Genomic DNA, 17539 nt, shown 5'->3' with positions numbered 1-17539 from the left:
GATAGTGTCACCGGTGCTGTTCCACAATTACGCCTTTTCAAGGCGTTCGACGACACAGGTACCGTTCGCTACCAGCCAATGGACATCGAGGTCGTACAGGCGGAGCGCATAACGCCGCTCCGGATCATCCCGGTGGTAGGCGGGTCGTGGGTCCTGGTTGAGAACCTCGCGGATGAGATCGCGCAGCTCCGGATAGTCCCACTGGATCTGCTGTAATCGGTGCTCCGCTTGCGGACTGAATCTTACAGGCAGAGTGGCGGCCGGTGGTTCGCTGGCCCAGGCGCCCGTGGCCGCTTCCGGGGCATCGCACCAGGGCAGGAAGGGTTTGATGTCGAGCACTGGGGTGCCATCCACCAGATCGATCTCGCTGATCGCCAGACACAGTTCCCCGTGGCGCCGGGTGAGGCCCAGGTTTCGCACCAGTGACAGGCCAAGGCGGTTGGGTCGGAAGGGAGAGCGGCTGGCAAAGACGCCGACCCGGGTGTTGCCGCCGAGTCTGGGGGGTCTGACCAACGCTGAGGGTGCCTGATCCGCCGGGACCTGATGGAACAGAAAGCTGATCCAGACGTGGGAAAAATCCTCGATCCCCCGGAAGGCCTCCTCGGTGTTCCAGGGGGAGCTGAGAACCACCTCGCCCCGGGCGTGTGGGCATAGGGACGGCTGGCGGGGAACGCCGAATTTGTCCGGAAAACAGGAGCGGACCGTGCCAATGGGCGTGACGCCATAATCGCTGTTCACTGGAGATCTCCGCTGCTTGAGAAGAACATTTCGATGCGGAAGGTCAGGCTGGCTTCAGGCTGGAAGTCCTCTTCGCGACGGTAACGCAGGGAGGGGATGATTTCGCCGTAAAGCCAGTCATCATGAAGGCGCTTGCGGTAGAGCATGTCCGTGAAGTATTCGGTGCGGGCCCAGTTATTGAAAGTGTCTCCCAGAACGCCAAACCGCAGGCGCACGAAGTGCCGGTTGCGGTAGCGGCGCTGCAGGCGAAAGATCTGGGCCATCTCGAATCCACGTTTGCGGTGGACCCAGCGCACCTCTGATGATGCCCGGAACCGCCAGTGGGGGCCAAGCGGGCGGTGAAATCCGAACCATGACCGGGAGATCCAGCCTTCCTGGAGGTACCAGAACACCCGTTGATCCACGCGCAGCCGCCATTCTCTGGAAAGCTGCCAGTCAGACCAGGTGCGTGCCCGGGCAAAGAACTCCAGTGGCATGTGCAGCCTGGCGCCCACATCAGTGCTGGCGTTCCAGCGCTCGGAAAGAGGCGACAGAAAACGCAGGGCACCGGCTGTAAAGCTGTTCTCATCCGCCTCTTCCGGCGTCAGCGTACCCCGCTGCTGCTGCTCGGAAAGAGGGGCCAGATCATTGGCATCGCTTTCCACAATGATACGGAATTTTTCTTCAGAGGTGGGCACATCGAGCTTGAAGCGGGCTTCCGGCTCAAAGCCCATTTTCCCGTCCTCGGTATAGCGGTTGAAGGCGCCCAGCCGCAGGTAGCTGTCGTTATCCTGATCCACCCAGGTCTGGCCGGAAAGGGTCTGGTCAATACCCTGGCCCAGAGCCTCGACATGGCGCGAATGGATGCGGCGTCGGCGCACCACCCAGTGGCCGGCCTGGTCGAGCCAGGTGTCTTTGGGTTTCAGGTAGCGGGGGCCGTCCCAGTCGAAGAAGTCCGCAGGAAGCTCCTCAATGTCCACCCGGGGCGGTGGCTCCGGCTTCGCGGGTGGGGCCAGAGTGGCCCAGGTGGGTTCCAGACTGCCGAGCGCGAGACAGCTGGTGCCGATCAGGGAACGGATCCAGCTCACGGCATCAGCAGCCCCAGGCCGATGGCGGTGTAGAGGCCCATCAGGCCGATTGAGAGTGCAGAGAAAGCACCGGTTTCCGAGCCCATTTCAAAGGCTCGGGTAGTGCCTACACCATGGCCGATCATGCCCATGGCGCAGCCTTTGGCAGCGGGGTGCGTGACACCGGTGATGCGCAGTACTGGCCCGCCGCAGGCGGCCACAAGAATGCCGGTGACCATAACGAATCCGGTCGCCAGCGGAGGGTAGCCGCCGATGGATTCGGTCACGGAGATCGCCATTGGGGTGGTGATGGACTTGGTGGCCATGGACATCAGGGTGGCGTGGTCGGAGCCGGTGAGCCAGAGCAGGCCGGTGGCGCTGCCCGCTGCCACAACGCCGCTGACGGCCAGTGTGACCATCAGGGGCAGCAGGTGGCGGCGAATGAGGCCAAGGTTCTGGTAAAGCGGCAGCCCCAGGGCCACGGTGACGGTGCCAAGCATGAAGTGGATGATACTGGCACCCTCCATGTAGGTGCCGTAATCGAGATCCAGCACCAGCAGCGTGGCCCCCACGAGGGCGATGCCGGAAACCACGGGCTGAAGGAAGCTGGGCTTGCCGGTGATCCGGTACAGTCCATGGCCGGTGAGATAGGCCAGCAGGGTCAGCGTAATGGCGAAATGGGGCGAGTTCAGTAGGGTGCTCATCGGCTCAGCCACTGCATGAGATGGGCGGTGGTAACGAATGCGATCAGGGTGCCCAGGGTCAGTGCCAGGGTGATGCCCAGGGCCTGCTCCATGAGCAGTGCGCCCAGGGTCACGATGCCGGCGCCCGCGGGGATGTAGAACAGTGCCATATGGGTGAGCAGCTGGCGGGCGGCTTCGCGCTCCGGGTCATAGCCTCCGCCCGTGATCACCAGATACAGGAAGAACAGCACCATGCCGGAAATCGGTCCGGGCAGCGGCATGCCTGGAATCTGCTCCAGTGCCAGGCCGGCGAGCTGGAACAGCAGGATAATGGCCAGACCGGTAACAAGGCTTCCCTTCATGAAAGGGTATCTCCGGAAACCTCGGCGGCCATGGCAAGCAAGTGCTGATGCAGGCCCGCGACTTCCTCGCGCACGCGCTCCAGCGGCTGGTCATTGTCGATCACGTTGCCCGCAGCCCTGAGCCGGTCCTCCCGGGGCATCTGCGCGGCAATAATGCGTTCCACCTGGGCGCGGTCGTTGTCATCCCGGCTCATGGTGCGCTGGATCTGGGTCTCGTGGCTGACGTCCACCACCACGATGTGCTGGCAGAGCCTGTGCTGATCGGTTTCCAGAAGAAGCGGCGACACCAGCATCTGATACGGCGAATCCGCTTCAGACAGATAGTGTTTCAGGCGTTCGGCAATGCGGGGGTGCAGCAGGGCCTCCAGCCACTGGCGTTCGCCGTCATCGTTGAAGACACGTTTGCGCAGCGCGGCCCGGTCCAGGGTGCCGTCCTGCTGGAGAACGGCATCGCCAAAGTGGCTCCGGATGGTTTCCAGTGCCGGTTCGCCGGGCTCAACCACCTCGCGGGATACATCATCCGCGTCAATCACGAAGATGCCGTGCTCACGGAAGAGGTTGGCCACGGTACTCTTGCCGCTGCCAATGCCTCCGGTCAGGCCAACCACAAACATGTCAGACCCTCATCAAGGACAGCCACAGATCCAGCAGTTCCGGCCCATACCAGAGCGCGATCACGCCAGCTGCGGCGAGGTAGGGGCCGAAGGGAATCGGAATATTGCGATCATGCCCACGTATGGCAATCATCGCAATGCCCACCACGGCACCCACAAGGCTGGAGAGAAGAATGACGGCCGGCAGCATGGTCCAGCCCAGCCAGGCACCGAGGGCGGCCAGCAGCTTGAAATCCCCATGTCCCATGCCTTCCTTGCCGGTCAGAAGGCGGAAGAGGTGGTAGACACTCCAGAGACTGAGATAACCCGCCACGGCCCCCCAGAAGGCGGCTTCGAGCCCAACCTGGCCCAGCCCCAGGGCGCTGGCCACAAGCCCGGCCCAGAGCAGCGGGAGGGTGATGCTGTCTGGAAGCAGGGTGGTTTCCAGGTCGATGACCGTCAGGGCAAGCAGTGCCCAAACGAGTGGAAGGGCAATCAGTGCCTCGACGCTGGTGCCCAGGATGAGCACGGTAAGCACTGAAAGCACTGCCGTCAGCGCCTCGATCGCCGGGTAGCGCACGGAGATGCCGGTGCCGCAGTTCCGGCAGCGCCCGCGCAGGAAGAGCCAGCTGAGTACCGGGATGTTGTCGATGGCCCGGATCGTATTACCGCATTCCGGGCAATGCGAGCGAGGATAGGAGAGCCCGTAGGAGCGGCCACGGCCGCGATCAGTATCCTGCTCAGTACCGGGTTGGGCGGAATCGAGGCCTTGGCCGCTCCTGCCAGGTTCCTCGGCGAACAGGGCTTCGCATTCCTGGCGCCAGGCCTGTTCCATCATCCGCGGCAGGCGCAGGATCACCACATTGAGGAAGCTGCCCACGCACAGCGAGACGCCCACCACCGCTGGCCACAGGAGCCAGGGTGTACTGAGAATGATCTGTATCAGGTTCTGCAAGACCGGATCCTTGGTGTAAAGGGTTACATGGCCGAGCCCATCTGGAAGATGGGGAGGTACATGGCGATGATGAGGCCGCCGACGAGAATGCCCAGAACGGACATGATCACCGGCTCCATGAGCGAGGTCAGGTTATCGACCAGGTCATCCACCACGGCCTCGTAGTGGTCGGCGACCTTGCCGAGCATCTCATCCAGGTTACCGGATTCCTCACCAATGGAGGTGAGCTGGATGGCGAGCACCGGGAAGACGCCGGTCTGGCGCATGGCGGTCTGCAGCTGCGTCCCCGAGGAAACCTCGTCCTTGACCTGGAGGATGGCATCCCGGTAGACGGCGTTGCCGGTGGCGCCGGAAACGGAATCCAGGGCATCGACCAGTGGCACACCTGCGGCGAAGGTGGTGGAAAGAACCCGCGCGAACTTGGCTACGGCGGACTGGTCAAGGATTATGCCCACAACAGGGAGCTTGAGCACGTACTTGTCCACGGCATCGGAAAAGCGTGGGGACCGTTTCTTGGCTGTCCGGAACCCGAAGACCGTACCGATGATGCCGATCAGCACGGCCCACCACCAGGCCTGTAGCCATTCGGACATCCCGATCACCATCTGGGTAAAGGCGGGCAGGTCCGCGCCAAAGCCCTGGAACAGGGATTCGAACTGTGGCACCACCTTCACAAGGAGGATGGCCGTAACGATGACTGCCACGATGATGATGGAGATCGGGTAGGTCATGGCCTTCCGGACCTTGCGCTTGAGGTTCTCGGTTTTCTCAAGGTAGGTCGCGACCCGGTCCAGCATGCTTTCCAGTGCACCAGCGGCTTCACCTGAATCCACGAGGTTGCAGTAGAGGTCATCAAAGTGCTTCGGGTGCTGGCGCAGGGCGTTGGCGAAGCTGTTACCCGAAGCCACGTCGTTACGGATGGCGATGATCAGCTCCTGAAGCCCCTTGTTCTCAAGGCCGTCGGAGACAATGTCAAAGGACTGGATCAGCGGCACGCCCGCCTTCATCATGGTCGCCATCTGGCGGGTGAAGGTGGCGATATCAAAGGGCGTGATTTTTGTCCGGCCACCGAAAAGCGGCTTGCTCTTTTTCTTGATCTTGCCGGGCTTGATGCCCTGCTTGCGTAACTGGGCCTTGACCAGCGCCGGAGAGGCGCCGGTGGTCTCGCCGCTGGTCTTGTTGCCCTTGCGGTCCTTGCCTTCCCAGGTAAAGGTGTCCAGCTTCTGTTCGTTGGCCGCCATGGAGTTAATCCTTCGTTACACGGTTCGCTTCTTCCAGACTGGTCACGCCCTGAATCACCTTCTCGAGCGCGGACTGGCGCAGGCTGTTGAAGCCTTCATTACGGGCCTGGCGGGCGAGCTCAATGGAGCTGGCCTCGTTCATGATCATGCTCTCCATGTCCTCGGTGATACGGACCACCTCGAGGATGCCTACCCGGCCCTTATACCCGTTTTTACATTTATCACAGCCTACCGGTCTGTAAAGCGTAAACCCTGTATCAATCTGTTCCTGTGTGAAACCTTCCTTGAGAAGAATGTCCTGGGGAACGTCGGCGGGTTGCTTGCAGTTGCTGCACAGGCGGCGCCCCAGCCGCTGGGCAATGATCAGGCTGACCGAGGTGGCGATGTTGAACGAGGCGACCCCCATGTTCATCATCCGGCTCAGTGTCTCCGCCGCACTGTTGGTGTGCAGGGTGGAGAGGACCAGGTGGCCGGTCTGGGCCGCCTTGATGGCGATATTCGCGGTCTCCAGGTCCCGGATCTCGCCCACCATGATGATGTCCGGGTCCTGACGCAGGAAAGAGCGCAGCGCCTCGGCGAACGTCAGGCCCACCTTGTTGTTCACGTTGACCTGGTTGATCCCCTCCAGGTTGATCTCCGCCGGGTCTTCCGCCGTGGAGATGTTCACTTCCGGGGTGTTGAGGATGTTCAGACCGGTATAAAGGGAAACTGTCTTACCGGAACCGGTTGGGCCGGTGACCAGGATCATGCCCTGGGGCGATTTGAGGGCCTCGAGGTAGAGCTGCTTCTGGTCCTCTTCATAGCCGAGCTGGTCGATCCCCATCTGAGCGGCGGTTGGGTCCAGTATCCGCAGTACGATCTTTTCCCCCCAGATCGTGGGCAGTGTGTTGACCCGGAAGTCGATCGATTTGGACTTGGAGAGCTTGAGCTTGATCCGCCCGTCCTGGGGCACCCGGCGTTCGGAAATGTCCATCTGGGACATGATCTTTACGCGCGCCGCCAGCTTGTGGGAGAGCTTTATCGAGGGCTTGGCGACCTCGTTCAGGATGCCGTCGGACCGGTAGCGGATGCGGTACATCTTCTCATAGGGCTCGAAATGGACGTCTGAGGCGCCCTGTTTGATGGCATCGAGCAGCAGCTTGTTCACGTATTTGACGATGGGCGCATCATCGGTGTCCGTGGCGTCTACGGCGTTTTTGTCCTGTCCCTCTTCCTCGTCGCCGCTCTCGAAGTCCACATCCTCAAGATCCGAGTCCCCGCCCAGATCCTGCATGGAGGTGTCCTGGGACTCCATGTACTTGTCGATAGCCTGACGGAGGCTGCTTTCTTCCACCAGGACTGCTTCGGTACTCAGCCCGGTGTGGAACTTGATCTCATCCAGCGCCTGCAGGTTGGTGGGGTCCGCCATGGCGACGAACAGCCGCTTTCCGCGCTGGACCAGCGGCAGTACGCTGTGGGCACGGATCAGCTTCTCGTCCACCAGCCCTTCCGGCATCATGTCGGCGGAAAAAGCGTTCAGGTCCATCACCGGAACGCCGAATTCCATAGCGGCCGAGAACGCCAGCGCCTGACCGGGGGCGAGCTCGTTCTGGATGAGATAGGTGATCAGAGGGATGCGGTCCTGGTTGGCCTGGACAAAGGCCTCCCGGGCCACGGTCTCTTCCAGGATGCCGTCATCCACAAATCGCCGGGCCAGCCCGGTAAGCGTTACGTTCTGGGGGTCAGAAGCCATGGTCTCTCTGGTCTTGTGTTGAACTGCCCCAAGAGTCTAGTGCCTGCCTCAGTGTTCAGCCAGTGATGAAAAGGGGATGACAGTGACGTAATGCGTCACCTCAGCGTGTCAAACAGTGTCACATTGGCGCCTTTGGGGAGGTGGCTTGTTTACGAGGCGGCTCTCCAGGTGGCTGATTGTAGGCCGTTATCCTTTTTTAAGGAAAACTGGCATGGCAGCTGCTATCTTCACAGCAGGCAGGCAAAGGCAGGGTCCATTGCTGATGCCGGTAATCAAAAAGACAACACCTTCAGGAGGTGCACCAATGCAATCGATTCAGATGAATCACAAACAGCAGGGTTTCACGCTCATCGAATTGATGATCGTGGTTGCCATCATCGGTATTCTGGCGGCAATCGCGATCCCGCAGTATCAGGATTATATTGCTCGGTCTCAGATGAACCGTGCCTATGGCGAGATTTCAGCTCTGAAGACGGCTGCGGAAGAGAGCCTTATGCGAGGCCAAGAGCCAAGTGATCTCGCATCGATTGGTTATACGGGCTCAAGTATCCTTACTGGCAGTGGCACTTCTGGCGGGACTGGCACTGAAGTAGACTTTTCGAGTGGTGACGGTTCTGGAACCATTCAAGGACAGCTTGGTGGTGATGCCAGTACAGCAATCAGTGATGCCCAGATCATCCTGAGTCGGACCAGTGAAGGTACTTGGAATTGCGCGGTTAAAGAGAACGGTGCAGGTGGCTGGGACGACTCGTTCCTTCCGAGCGGGTGTTCTAAATCGTAATGGGGCTTCGATAAGCTACACTGTCCGAGTGCTAGAAGGGAGGCTTATGCCTCCCTTTTTTATTGGGCATGTACTGTCAGGCGCCTCATTTGCTTATAGTGCCGAAGCTATTCGTCAGAAGGTTTCAGTTGATGGGAAAAATCGAGCGGGCGTTGCTAGTTGCGCTTTTTCTGGTTCCAACACTCAGCCTAGGCCGTTTTTGGCCTCTGAGTTCGGCACTACCAAATGGACTGACGCTTCTGACGGGCGCCCTGCTCTTAGTCGCCAGTTTGGTTGCCGCTGGTCGGCGCGAAAAACTGCCTTTCTCCCACGCGGTGCTCTTGCCGGTTCTGATCGCAATATCGCTGTTCATTTCCCAGCTTTTTGTCGATGCTGCAATCGTCGTGTCTTTTCGCTGGGCAATGGTAACCCTGCTTGTCAGTGCTGCAGTTATTGTCGGGGGCTCTTCTGTATATTTTGATTGTGGCAGGGAATATATGGTTTGGCTGCTGTGCCGGGGGCTGGTTGTCGGTGGCATCCTGTATGCGGTGATCGCGTTGCTGCTGCATTACGGTGCCATTGGTGCCATCTCTGGCGTTTTCTCCCCGGATGCCGGGCGTCTTGAAGGACCCTGGGGGCAGCCCAATCTGACGACTTCGACCCTCTGGCTGGCATTGTTTGCAGGTGTTTACCTTGCTTGTCGAAATGAGCAGAGATTCGGAGGTTTGCTGGCATTTTCAGTGTTTATTGGGTGGGTGATGGCATTGGCCGCATCACGCCTCAATTATCTGTTTATCCCTCTGGCATTGGGACTAGCGCTTTATGCAGTCCTGCAGAAGGAGGCCCCGATTGTCCGCCAGGGCAAGCAACTTGGGGGCGTTGCGCTGGTTGTTTGCTTGTGTCTGCTGGTTGTCCCTGTTGTGAGCGCCCCTTTGGAAATGCAATTAGCTGATGCTGGTTGGATAAAGTCCCCGTCAGGTGTCTCACTTGCTGAGCGGGAGATTGCGGATCAACCGAGGCTGATTGAGCATGCCAAGATTTTGAATGCGCTTCCGGCCCTTTCGGCCGGGGAGTGGCTGGTCGGGAGTGGCTTCGGCCAGTATGGAGTCTTTTCCTTTGAACAAGCCGTCACACCTCTCGGGCAGGCGGGAGGTCAGGGGGCATGGACACATTCCCACAACCTGTTTTCCATGGTTTTTATTGAGATGGGCCTGGTTGGACTCCTGGTCACAGTGGGGCTTGTGGCGCTGCTGCTTCGTCAGTTGTGGCGGTCGAGGTCAGAGGACTGGTGTGTTCCGGTGGCCGGCGTCATGGGCACAATATTCCTTCACAGTATGGTGGAATATCCGCTCTGGTATCCCTGGTATCTCGTGGTTTCTCTCCTTTTTGTTTTGCCCCTTTTTAAAGTGTCCTCTATCTCTGTAACGTCGAGGTGGCTTCAGTATGCAACGGCTACTTTATTTCTTGCGGTAACTCTCGTTTCGGCATGGAACCTCGGTAGTCAGACGGTATCGATCACATCGATTGCCGCAAAACAGGAGATCTCCCGAGAAGATTATCGACAGATGACATTGCTCGCAAACGATAGCTTTCTGGGACCTTATGCCATTCTTGCCAAATACCGTCGATTTTCGCCAGAAGCTCGTAATCTGGAGTGGCAATTGAAAGAGGCCCGTAGGATGGCGGGTTGGCGCCCTTTGGATGTTGTAAAGGTTCGTGAGGCGACGCTACTGATGATGTTGGGAAATATGGATGAGGCCTGTGCCATTATTGAAGAGACGGCTGCGCACTATCCGGCCTCAGCGCCTATTCTGATAGAAAAAGCAGTTCGCATCGAGCGTATCAATATGCCGGAAATTGCCCGCTTTGCTGATTGTGCAGAGAGGGGGCTGAAGGTATGGGGGGAGGATCTTGAATCAATGCGGCGGAAAAACGAACGGCGCATTCAGTCTATGCAGGCCGATTGATCGGCACTCCATACAACTTGCCGGCTGGTTTTTCCTATGTGGCCACAGGGAAACGAAAATCAGGGCCTGAAGATTGTTCTGGTCATTGGGGTTGCGTGTTCTGCAATGCTCTTGGCCTTGTTTGGAAGCTTGCTGTCCTTTTATGGCGGGTATGCGGATCGCCGGTTTGGCCTGGTGGTCCTGATCACCTTGTTACTGCTTGTGGGCCAAGCTTTCCGGGGGGCGGCACGAGGGACTGAAGTCACTGGTTGGGTTCTTTTCTGTCTTTCGATTGCCGTGTCCATATGGTTGGGTCGTGATGCGCCGAATGACTTTGTCTGGGCTGAGGCCATATTGTTTCCTGCTTATCTTCTCTCCGTTTTCGGTTTTTCGGCTTTTCTCGCGAATCACTCTCCGTTCTATATCAAAAGTGTTCTGACCTGTATCCTTGCAGGAGCTATTTTTTACGCGTTGCTAACACCATCAGTTTATCTTTTTGCACTGTTTGATGGCGTTAGTCGCCTGGATCAGTTTCTCCCTTGGGGGTTTGTCAATATTCGTTATTGGAGTCAGGTTGCTTCATGGATTTTGCCCCTCCTTCCCTTGGCGCTATTGATCAATCCACTCTGTGATAATCGCCTTTGGCGTCTAGGAGCCGGGATTGCTGCCGCCATCTGGTGGTGGCTTCTGTTGATGTCGTCGGCTAGAGGTTCCGCGCTGAGTATCCTTGTGGGGGGTGTCTTCGTCTCCCTGTTATTCGGTCGGCATGCCGGCGTCTGGTTGTGTGCGTTGGGGAGGCAGCTATTGATCGGGGGGGCTGCGTGGCTGTTGCTGTCAGTACTTCTGCCCCTGATTTTTCTGGAAAGCCCTGAGATGCGCACCATTGGGACTGATACGTCCGGAAGGATACGACTTTGGCAGGAAGCCTGGGCCATGAGTCTCGTGCATTTTCCCTTCGGAATGGGGGGGCAGTCATGGTTGACGCACGATATTATTACCTCGGCTTACGAGACAGGTAAGAAAATGGGGCATCCCCATAATATGTACCTGATGTGGGCAGCTGAATATGGGTGGTTTTCGATTCTGGGGCTTACACTGATGGGTTCTGGGGTTGTATATGGATTATTCGTAATCCGTAGTCGCGTGCATCAGTATGCACTGTCTAGCGATAATAAAAATCTGATCATTGCTCTGACTGCGTCTACTGTTGCGTCTGCCTGCCATGCAGGTGCTTCTTCCGTTTTTATGGCTCCAGCATCAATGCTGGTTGGTTTGATGGTGCTATCCCTTTTTCGGGGGGCACTAAACCATCCGGAACTCTTCGGGAACCGAAGTGGGAAAATACAATTCTCAGGAAAAAGCCTGGTGCCAAGGTATCTGACCTTACCTGTCGTGTTGAGTGTGTTATTATTCTGGAACCTTGAAGTTGTTCGTTATTATCAAGCCATGACCGTTGATAGGTCTTGGTATGGAGATAATGTTCCTCAGTCGATGCAGCCGCGCTTTTGGGCCCACGGGAATTTCCCAAGAAATCCTGAACTGATGCCTCAACGAGATGAGGAAGCGCCTTAAAGGTGAGGTGCTGATAAAGGGTATCCAGAGTTTATGAGAGATGTTGAGGCATCAGTCTTATCCACTACGTCTGCACATTAAAGTGGTTTTGCAACTTAAGTTTTGACAGTCTTTTTGCGTAAAGATAAATTCTGCACTGATAATTTCTGATGGAAGGGTTTAAGAAATGGGTAAAATCTCCACCTACTACGAAAAACAGAAAGCCGTAAAGCAACTTCAGGACGAACTCCAGAAGATGGAAGAGGATAAGGAGCTCAAGAAAGAGCTCGACTTCAAGGAGGAGTTGAACCAGTTGATGGAAAAATACGGCAAGTCCGGTAAGGACATGCTGGAGGTTCTGGCGACGCTGGATTCGAGTGTTAAGAACAAGCTGGAGCAGGGCGGTGGTTCGTCCAGTGCGAATGACGGCCGCAAGAAGCGCCCGCTCAAGACCTACCGCAACCCGCATACCGGTGAAGTCGTTCAGACCCGTGGTGGTAACCACAAGACGTTGAATGCGTGGCGGAAGCAGTATGGCAAGGAAGAGGTTGCCCGCTGGCAGGAGAGCTGAGGCAGCTGCATTATGGCTGTGGGAGCGGGCTCTAAAGGCGGTCTATAAAAGATCGCGCGCGAGCGCGCTCCTACGGTCTGCATTTGATCCGGGATGGATTGTTTTCCCGGGCGTTTGGCTGCGGTACCCTTTGGGGCATCAGACAACAGGGAAGAATCATGCACGCAGTCATCCTATCCGGTGGTTCCGGTACCCGTCTCTGGCCTCTGTCCCGTGAGGCTTACCCCAAGCAGTTCCTGGCACTGAACACCCACGAATCCCTTCTGGACGAGACCCTGCAGCGTGCCTGTGCGGTGTCCGGCTGTTCGAGTCTGTCAGTGATCACCAATGAGGCACACCGGTTCATTGTGGCGGCTCATCTGCAGCGCTACGGGCAGCAGGCGGAGGCCGGGCGCATTCTTCTGGAGCCAGTGGGGCGCAACACGGCGCCGGCCATTGCACTGGCAGCGCTGCGGATTCAGGAGACGGATCCGGACGGTGTGATGCTGGTGCTGCCGTCGGATCATGTGGTCAAGGACACCCAGGCCTTTGCCCGCGCGGTTCAGGCGGGTGAGGAGGCGGCCCGCGAGGGTCGGCTGGTGACGTTCGGGGTTGTACCGAACTGTGCGCATACCGGCTATGGTTACATCCGGGCCGAGTCCGAGCAGGTCGCTGGCGGTGCACGGCCTGTGGCGGCATTTGTGGAGAAGCCGGATGCTGCTACGGCCCAGGGGTACCTGGATGACGGCCATTACTACTGGAACAGTGGTATGTTCCTCTTCCGGGCCAGTGACTACCTGGCGGAACTGGAGCGCCATCGCCCGGATATCCTGGAGGTCTGCCAGCGGGCCTGGGCTTCACGCCGGGATGATCAGGATTTCGTTCGGGTTTCAGAGGCGGTCTTTGCGGAGTGCCCTGAAGAGTCCATTGACTATGCGGTGATGGAGCGGACAGAGCGCGCCGTTGTATTGCCGCTGGACGCTGGCTGGAGTGATGTGGGGTCATGGTCATCGCTTTGGGAACTCCAGGATCAGGATGACGATGGCAATGTCGTTCGCGGTGATGTGATCACTGAGGACGTCCATCAGTCCTATCTCCATTCCGAAGGGCGCCTGGTGGCGGCAATAGGCGTGGACAACCACGTCATTGTTGAGACGGATGATGTGGTGCTGGTTGCGGATCGCAGCCGGGTACAGGATGTGAAGAAACTGGTGAGCCGCCTGAAGGACCAGAATCGCGATGAGTACCGCTTCCACCGCAAGGTCCATCGGCCCTGGGGCAGCTATGAGGGCGTGGCCCGCAGCGAGCGTTTCCAGGTTAAGCGGATAACGGTGGATCCTGGAGCCACACTGTCACTGCAGAAACATCATCATCGCTCGGAACACTGGGTGGTTGTGAGTGGGAGCGCACTGGTTACACGTGGTAATGAGGAAACCTTGCTGACCGAGGATGAGTCCACGTATATTCCACTGGGCGTGACCCACCGTCTGTCCAATCCCGGGGTGATTCCCCTGGAGGTGATTGAGGTGCAGACGGGCAGCTATCTGGGAGAGGACGACATTGTCCGTTTTGAGGACAATTACAACCGCGTCTGACTGAGATTGACCCCGGGCGGCCGGATGCCGCCCCCACAGACCAGAGGGAATTGGTATGGAAGACTGGCATAACGCCACGGAACCCCTTCTCATCAACATCCCTAATGCTTATCCCGAGCGGATTGCGCCTGTTGGCGAAGCGGCACTGGCCCAGTCCCGGCGCCTTGCAGCGCTTGCCGGCTCCGTGCGCGGGCCGATTGAGCTGTGCCGTGGGGGCGCTCTTGCTTCCAGAGGCCTGGCGGAACACGCCCGTGAGGTGGCGGAAAAGGCCACGGGATATGAGCATGAGCTCTGGGTAGTGCCCGTACTGGCGCTGATCCGCAATGGGGAGGCCGTATGCCGGACGATGGGGGAAATCCGGGCCGCCACTGATGCTGGTGTCTGCTGGTTCCTGCTGGAGTCCACAGGGGCTGAGCTGTTGGCATCCGTGGTTCAGGCGGAGGGACTTCTGGCGTGGTCGGAATTGATCGGTGACCCCTCGATTGCTTTGATGGTTGCCCACGACGGTCCTCCGGAGTCACGGGTGCCTGCCGGCACACCTCGAATGCGCCACAGCCTGCGGGTGCCTGCCTCCAGTGCGGTGGATGTACTGGCATGGTGCCGGCAGCGCCAGCCGGCGATGGAGGCGTGGCTTGGCATGCAGGTGGAGCAGTCGGCTATGGAGGTGGCGGTGAGCTCGGCAGCGACCTCCCAGGGAGAGCACAGAACCTTCGGCCCCATGGAAGAAGGACTTCTGGGCCAGGAAGCCGACCCGGGGCATGTGCTGTCCGTGCTCAGTGCCGCTGCGGCCATGGTCCGGTTTGAGTGGGCCTGTGGTCCCGTGCGGCTGGCCCATCTTACCCGCAGGCAAGCCATGGACGAGCAGGCGGAACTGGTGAGCCTGGCACGCGGCGATACCCCCGGGAAGGCCCTGAACCATGATGCCTCCGTGGAGCGTGCGGCTCTGGACGTGGAGTGGCATGAGACACCACCCGAGCTGATTCTGGATCAGGCTGCAGTGGTTTCCTGGCTGGAGTGTGCAGGGGCGGCTTCGTCAGCACAGGATGCGTTCTGGTATGATGCGCGCTGCCTGAACAAAGAGGTCACAAGAGAGTAACATCAACCATGCCAATCAATCGCAAAGCACTTTACGCATCACTGCTGGTCTCCCTGCCGGCGCCGCTCATCCTGGCGCTGATCCCCATGAACGGGAATATCGAGCTGTACCTGGAGACCTCAGCATCACTGGTGGACTACCTGCTCGCCTATCTTCTGTTTGTCATCGTGGCGCTGGTGGCGTCCGGTCTTGCCACACGCACGGGGAGCGGTCAGCAGAAGCAGGCCTCCAAAGGTGGTAAGAGTTCTGGTCGCAGGAAGGGCAAGGACTCGGAAGAGGGCACCGTCAAGTGGTTCAACGTCAAGAAAGGCTTTGGCTTCATCACCCGTGACAGCGGTGGCGACGTGTTCGTTCACTTCCGTGCTATTCAGGGCGAAGGCCGGCGGGTCCTCCGTCAGGGCCAGCGGGTAAGCTACACCGTGGTCGAAGCGGAAAAGGGCCTTCAGGCCAACGACGTAACGACCCTCGACGACGACTGATTCGTCTCCCTCCGCGGGTCAGGCTACCTGGCCCGCGAGCAGTTCCTCCAGAATCCCCTCGTAGATTCCTGAAAGCATTTCCAGATCGGCGACCGAGACGCACTCATCCGCCTTGTGGATGGTGGCATTGAGCGGGCCGAGTTCCATCACCTGGGCGCCGGTGGGCGCGATGAAACGACCATCCGAGGTGCCGCCGCCGGTTGAGAGCGCCGGGCGCTGGCCAGTAGCCTTTTCAATCACGCGCACGGCGGCATCGATAAAATCGCCGCGTTCCGTGAGAAAGGGCTCCCCGCTGAGGTGCCACTCCAGCTCGTAGTCCAGCCGGTGACGGTCGAGCAGGGTGGTGACCCGTTCCCGCAGCCGGGCTTCGGTGACCTCCGTGGAGAAACGGAAGTTGAAGTCCACTTCCATGGAACCGGGGACCACGTTGTTGGCGCCTTCCCCGGCTTCCACTCGGGTGATCTGGAAGCTGGTGGGCGGGAAGTGGTCATTGCCCGTATCCCATTCGGTATTGATCAGATCGGCCAGCGCGGGGGCGGCCCGGTGCACCGGGTTGTCCGCGAACTGGGGGTAGGCCACATGGCCCTGGGTGCCTCGAACGCGCAGCTTGCCGGAGAGAGAGCCACGGCGTCCGTTCTTGATGGTGTCGGCCACCCGCTTGCTGCTGGAGGGCTCGCCCACCAGGCACCAGTCCGGGCGGATGCCCTGTTCAGTCAAAGCCTCGATCACGCGGCGGGTGCCATCGCGGGCCGGGCCTTCCTCGTCACTGGTCAGAAGCAGGGCAATGCTCCCCTGGTGTTCCGGATGGCGGGCCACAAAGTGTTCCGCCGCCGTGACGAATGCCGCAACCGAGCCCTTCATGTCCGCCGCGCCCCGACCGTAGAGCATCCCGTCACGCTCGGTGGGCTCGAACGCCGGCGTGGTCCAGTCGTTTTCCGGGCCCGGGGGCACCACGTCGGTATGTCCGGCGAACACGAACAGCGGGCCGCCGTCGCCACGCCGCAGCCAGAGATTGCGGACCTCTCCGAAAGGGTAGTCCTCGCCATGGAATCCCGCCTCGGCCAGGCGTTCCGTCAGCATCGGCTGGCAGCCGGCGTCGTCCGGCGTGACCGAGGCCCGGCTGATCAGCTCCCGGGCCAGTTCTAGGGTGGCGCTGCGCGGCTCGCTCATTCGCTCACTCAGTTGTTGGCGTGGAGTTCTTCGTTCAGCGTAATCGCTGTCTTGTTGGTCCGGCACTCGACCGCCCCGGTCTCGGAGTTGCGGCGGAACAGCAGGTCAGCCTGCCCGGCCAGATCCCGCGCTTTAACGGTCTGAACATGCTCGCCACTGTCATCCAGCACCTGTACCTTGGTGCCGGCGGTGACATAGAGGCCGGCTTCCACCGTGCAGCGGTCACCCAGAGGGATACCAATGCCGGCATTGGCGCCCAGCAGGCAGTTCTCACCCAGCGAGATGATGATGTTGCCGCCGCCGGAGAGCGTGCCCATGGTGGAGGAGCCGCCGCCCAGGTCCGAGCCCTGCCCCACGACCACGCCGGCCGAGATACGGCCCTCGATCATGGACTTGCCTTCGGTGCCGGCGTTGAAGTTGATGAAGCCCTCGTGCATCACGGTTGTGCCTTCGCCCACATAGGCGCCCAGGCGCACGCGGGCGGTATCCGCGATCCGCACGCCTTTCGGGACCACGTAGTCGGTCATGGGCGGGAACTTGTCCACGGCCTTCACTTCCAGAACCCGGCCGGCGGCACGCGCCTGGAGCTGGCGCTGGGGGAGTTCCTCAAGGTCGATGGCTCCCTCGTTGGTCCAGGCCAGGTTCGGCAGCAGCGGAAAAATGCCCTTGAGGTTCACGCCATGGGGCTTCACCAACCGGTGGGAAAGCAGGTGGAGTTTGAGGTAGACCTCAGGGGTGCTGCTCGCCTCGGCGTCGGTGTCCAGAAGCGTTACAACCACTGGCAGCGAACTCTCACTGGCCTGATCGGCGAGCGCCCCAAGGTCCGCGTAGCCGGCTTCCTCCAGCCGGTCCGCCAGGGTCTGAAGCTGGTTGGCGTCGGCATCCGCGGCCGCGTTGCCTTCGCCCAGACCCTCAATGTTGTCGCGCACGATCCCGACCAGTGTACTGTCGGGGTCATGGATGGGCTGCTGGTAATACACCTCCAGCCATTCGTGTTTCTGGTTGCGGGTGCCGATGCCAATGCCGAATGCGAAGCTCATGG

General features: G+C 59.5%; 17 protein-coding genes. 7 read left to right on the top strand and 10 right to left on the bottom strand.

Annotated elements, in window-relative coordinates; translation table 11 throughout:
- Positions 1-27 precede the first annotated feature (27 nt).
- The 8 genes from tsaA to pilB are packed head-to-tail and all read right to left on the bottom strand — an operon-like array spanning position 28 to position 7350.
- Complete coding sequence (gene tsaA / locus QZ501_RS03930) at positions 28-738, bottom strand: tRNA (N6-threonylcarbamoyladenosine(37)-N6)-methyltransferase TrmO (RefSeq protein WP_295717333.1); 711 nt, start codon at positions 736-738, stop codon at positions 28-30.
- Entirely contained in the window at positions 735-1805 is a 1071-nt protein-coding gene (locus QZ501_RS03925; protein ID WP_295717331.1) for a hypothetical protein, read from the bottom strand. The genes tsaA and QZ501_RS03925 overlap by 4 nt, the downstream gene beginning before the upstream one ends.
- Positions 1802-2488, bottom strand: a complete 687-nt coding sequence (locus QZ501_RS03920; protein ID WP_295717329.1) for an LrgB family protein — start codon at positions 2486-2488, stop codon at positions 1802-1804. The genes QZ501_RS03925 and QZ501_RS03920 overlap by 4 nt, the downstream gene beginning before the upstream one ends.
- Positions 2485-2829: a CidA/LrgA family protein gene (locus QZ501_RS03915; RefSeq protein ID WP_295717327.1), complete on the bottom strand. Its 345-nt coding sequence runs from the start codon at positions 2827-2829 to the stop codon at positions 2485-2487. Before QZ501_RS03915 ends, QZ501_RS03920 begins: the two co-directional genes overlap by 4 nt.
- The gene (gene coaE, locus QZ501_RS03910) at positions 2826-3443 is read right to left on the bottom strand and encodes a dephospho-CoA kinase (RefSeq protein WP_295717325.1); all 618 of its coding nucleotides are present in this window, start codon (positions 3441-3443) and stop codon (positions 2826-2828) included. The genes QZ501_RS03915 and coaE overlap by 4 nt, the downstream gene beginning before the upstream one ends.
- Position 3444: 1 nt before the next feature.
- Positions 3445-4377, bottom strand: coding sequence for an A24 family peptidase (locus QZ501_RS03905; RefSeq protein ID WP_295717322.1), 933 nt, complete (start codon positions 4375-4377; stop codon positions 3445-3447).
- A gap of 23 nt (positions 4378-4400) precedes the next feature.
- Complete coding sequence (locus tag QZ501_RS03900) at positions 4401-5618, bottom strand: type II secretion system F family protein (RefSeq protein ID WP_295717319.1); 1218 nt, start codon at positions 5616-5618, stop codon at positions 4401-4403.
- Positions 5619-5622: 4 nt separating this feature from the next.
- Positions 5623-7350 carry a type IV-A pilus assembly ATPase PilB gene (gene pilB / locus QZ501_RS03895; RefSeq protein ID WP_295717317.1) on the bottom strand — a complete coding sequence of 576 codons (1728 nt, stop codon included), beginning with the start codon at positions 7348-7350 and terminating at the stop codon, positions 5623-5625.
- A 319-nt stretch (positions 7351-7669) separates the two neighbouring features.
- Here pilB and QZ501_RS03890 point away from each other — a divergent pair, with 319 nt between their 5' ends.
- The 7 genes from QZ501_RS03890 (at position 7670) to QZ501_RS03860 (ending at position 15327) form a co-directional block, all read left to right on the top strand.
- Positions 7670-8131 (top strand): pilin, encoded by a 462-nt coding sequence (locus QZ501_RS03890; RefSeq protein ID WP_295717373.1) that lies wholly within the window; start codon positions 7670-7672, stop codon positions 8129-8131.
- A gap of 131 nt (positions 8132-8262) precedes the next feature.
- Positions 8263-10077, top strand: coding sequence for a Wzy polymerase domain-containing protein (locus QZ501_RS03885; RefSeq protein ID WP_295717315.1), 1815 nt, complete (start codon positions 8263-8265; stop codon positions 10075-10077).
- Positions 10078-10113: 36 nt separating this feature from the next.
- Positions 10114-11628, top strand: a complete 1515-nt coding sequence (locus tag QZ501_RS03880; protein ID WP_295717313.1) for an O-antigen ligase family protein — start codon at positions 10114-10116, stop codon at positions 11626-11628.
- Between the two features lie 166 nt (positions 11629-11794).
- Complete coding sequence (locus QZ501_RS03875) at positions 11795-12178, top strand: histone-like nucleoid-structuring protein, MvaT/MvaU family (RefSeq protein ID WP_095618254.1); 384 nt, start codon at positions 11795-11797, stop codon at positions 12176-12178.
- 158 nt (positions 12179-12336) lie between these two features.
- The gene (locus QZ501_RS03870) at positions 12337-13752 is read left to right on the top strand and encodes a mannose-1-phosphate guanylyltransferase/mannose-6-phosphate isomerase (RefSeq protein WP_160897954.1); all 1416 of its coding nucleotides are present in this window, start codon (positions 12337-12339) and stop codon (positions 13750-13752) included.
- 55 nt (positions 13753-13807) lie between these two features.
- Positions 13808-14848, top strand: a complete 1041-nt coding sequence (locus QZ501_RS03865; RefSeq protein ID WP_295717310.1) for a hypothetical protein — start codon at positions 13808-13810, stop codon at positions 14846-14848.
- Between the two features lie 8 nt (positions 14849-14856).
- Entirely contained in the window at positions 14857-15327 is a 471-nt protein-coding gene (locus QZ501_RS03860) for a cold shock domain-containing protein (RefSeq protein ID WP_151438858.1), read from the top strand.
- An 18-nt stretch (positions 15328-15345) separates the two neighbouring features.
- Here the strand turns inward: QZ501_RS03860 and dapE are convergent, their stop codons facing one another.
- Positions 15346-16497, bottom strand: coding sequence for a succinyl-diaminopimelate desuccinylase (dapE, locus tag QZ501_RS03855; RefSeq protein WP_295717308.1), 1152 nt, complete (start codon positions 16495-16497; stop codon positions 15346-15348).
- 8 nt (positions 16498-16505) lie between these two features.
- Positions 16506-17537 carry a 2,3,4,5-tetrahydropyridine-2,6-dicarboxylate N-succinyltransferase gene (dapD, locus tag QZ501_RS03850; protein WP_151438860.1) on the bottom strand — a complete coding sequence of 344 codons (1032 nt, stop codon included), beginning with the start codon at positions 17535-17537 and terminating at the stop codon, positions 16506-16508.
- Positions 17538-17539 lie beyond the last annotated feature (2 nt).

The sequence above is a fragment of the uncultured Halovibrio sp. genome (assembly GCF_913056445.1).
Lineage (GTDB): Bacteria > Pseudomonadota > Gammaproteobacteria > Pseudomonadales > Oleiphilaceae > Halospina > Halospina utahensis_B.
The sequence above is the reverse complement of the archived record's forward strand: the minus strand, read 5'-3'. Positions and strand labels throughout refer to the sequence as shown.

Bases quoted from the DNA above. Each gene is read 5' to 3' on its own strand.
- QZ501_RS03885 (WP_295717315.1), top strand. From the start codon at position 8,263: ATGGGAAAAATCGAGCGGGCGTTGCTAGTTGCGCTTTTTCTGGTTCCA.
- QZ501_RS03915 (WP_295717327.1), bottom strand. From the start codon at position 2,829: ATGAAGGGAAGCCTTGTTACCGGTCTGGCCATTATCCTGCTGTTCCAG.
- QZ501_RS03880 (WP_295717313.1), top strand. From the start codon at position 10,114: ATGTGGCCACAGGGAAACGAAAATCAGGGCCTGAAGATTGTTCTGGTC.
- dapE (WP_295717308.1), bottom strand. From the start codon at position 16,497: ATGAGCGAGCCGCGCAGCGCCACCCTAGAACTGGCCCGGGAGCTGATC.
- QZ501_RS03890 (WP_295717373.1), top strand. From the start codon at position 7,670: ATGAATCACAAACAGCAGGGTTTCACGCTCATCGAATTGATGATCGTG.
- QZ501_RS03875 (WP_095618254.1), top strand. From the start codon at position 11,795: ATGGGTAAAATCTCCACCTACTACGAAAAACAGAAAGCCGTAAAGCAA.
- QZ501_RS03920 (WP_295717329.1), bottom strand. From the start codon at position 2,488: ATGAGCACCCTACTGAACTCGCCCCATTTCGCCATTACGCTGACCCTG.
- dapD (WP_151438860.1), bottom strand. From the start codon at position 17,537: ATGAGCTTCGCATTCGGCATTGGCATCGGCACCCGCAACCAGAAACAC.
- QZ501_RS03900 (WP_295717319.1), bottom strand. From the start codon at position 5,618: ATGGCGGCCAACGAACAGAAGCTGGACACCTTTACCTGGGAAGGCAAG.
- QZ501_RS03860 (WP_151438858.1), top strand. From the start codon at position 14,857: ATGCCAATCAATCGCAAAGCACTTTACGCATCACTGCTGGTCTCCCTG.
- pilB (WP_295717317.1), bottom strand. From the start codon at position 7,350: ATGGCTTCTGACCCCCAGAACGTAACGCTTACCGGGCTGGCCCGGCGA.
- coaE (WP_295717325.1), bottom strand. From the start codon at position 3,443: ATGTTTGTGGTTGGCCTGACCGGAGGCATTGGCAGCGGCAAGAGTACC.
- QZ501_RS03865 (WP_295717310.1), top strand. From the start codon at position 13,808: ATGGAAGACTGGCATAACGCCACGGAACCCCTTCTCATCAACATCCCT.
- QZ501_RS03870 (WP_160897954.1), top strand. From the start codon at position 12,337: ATGCACGCAGTCATCCTATCCGGTGGTTCCGGTACCCGTCTCTGGCCT.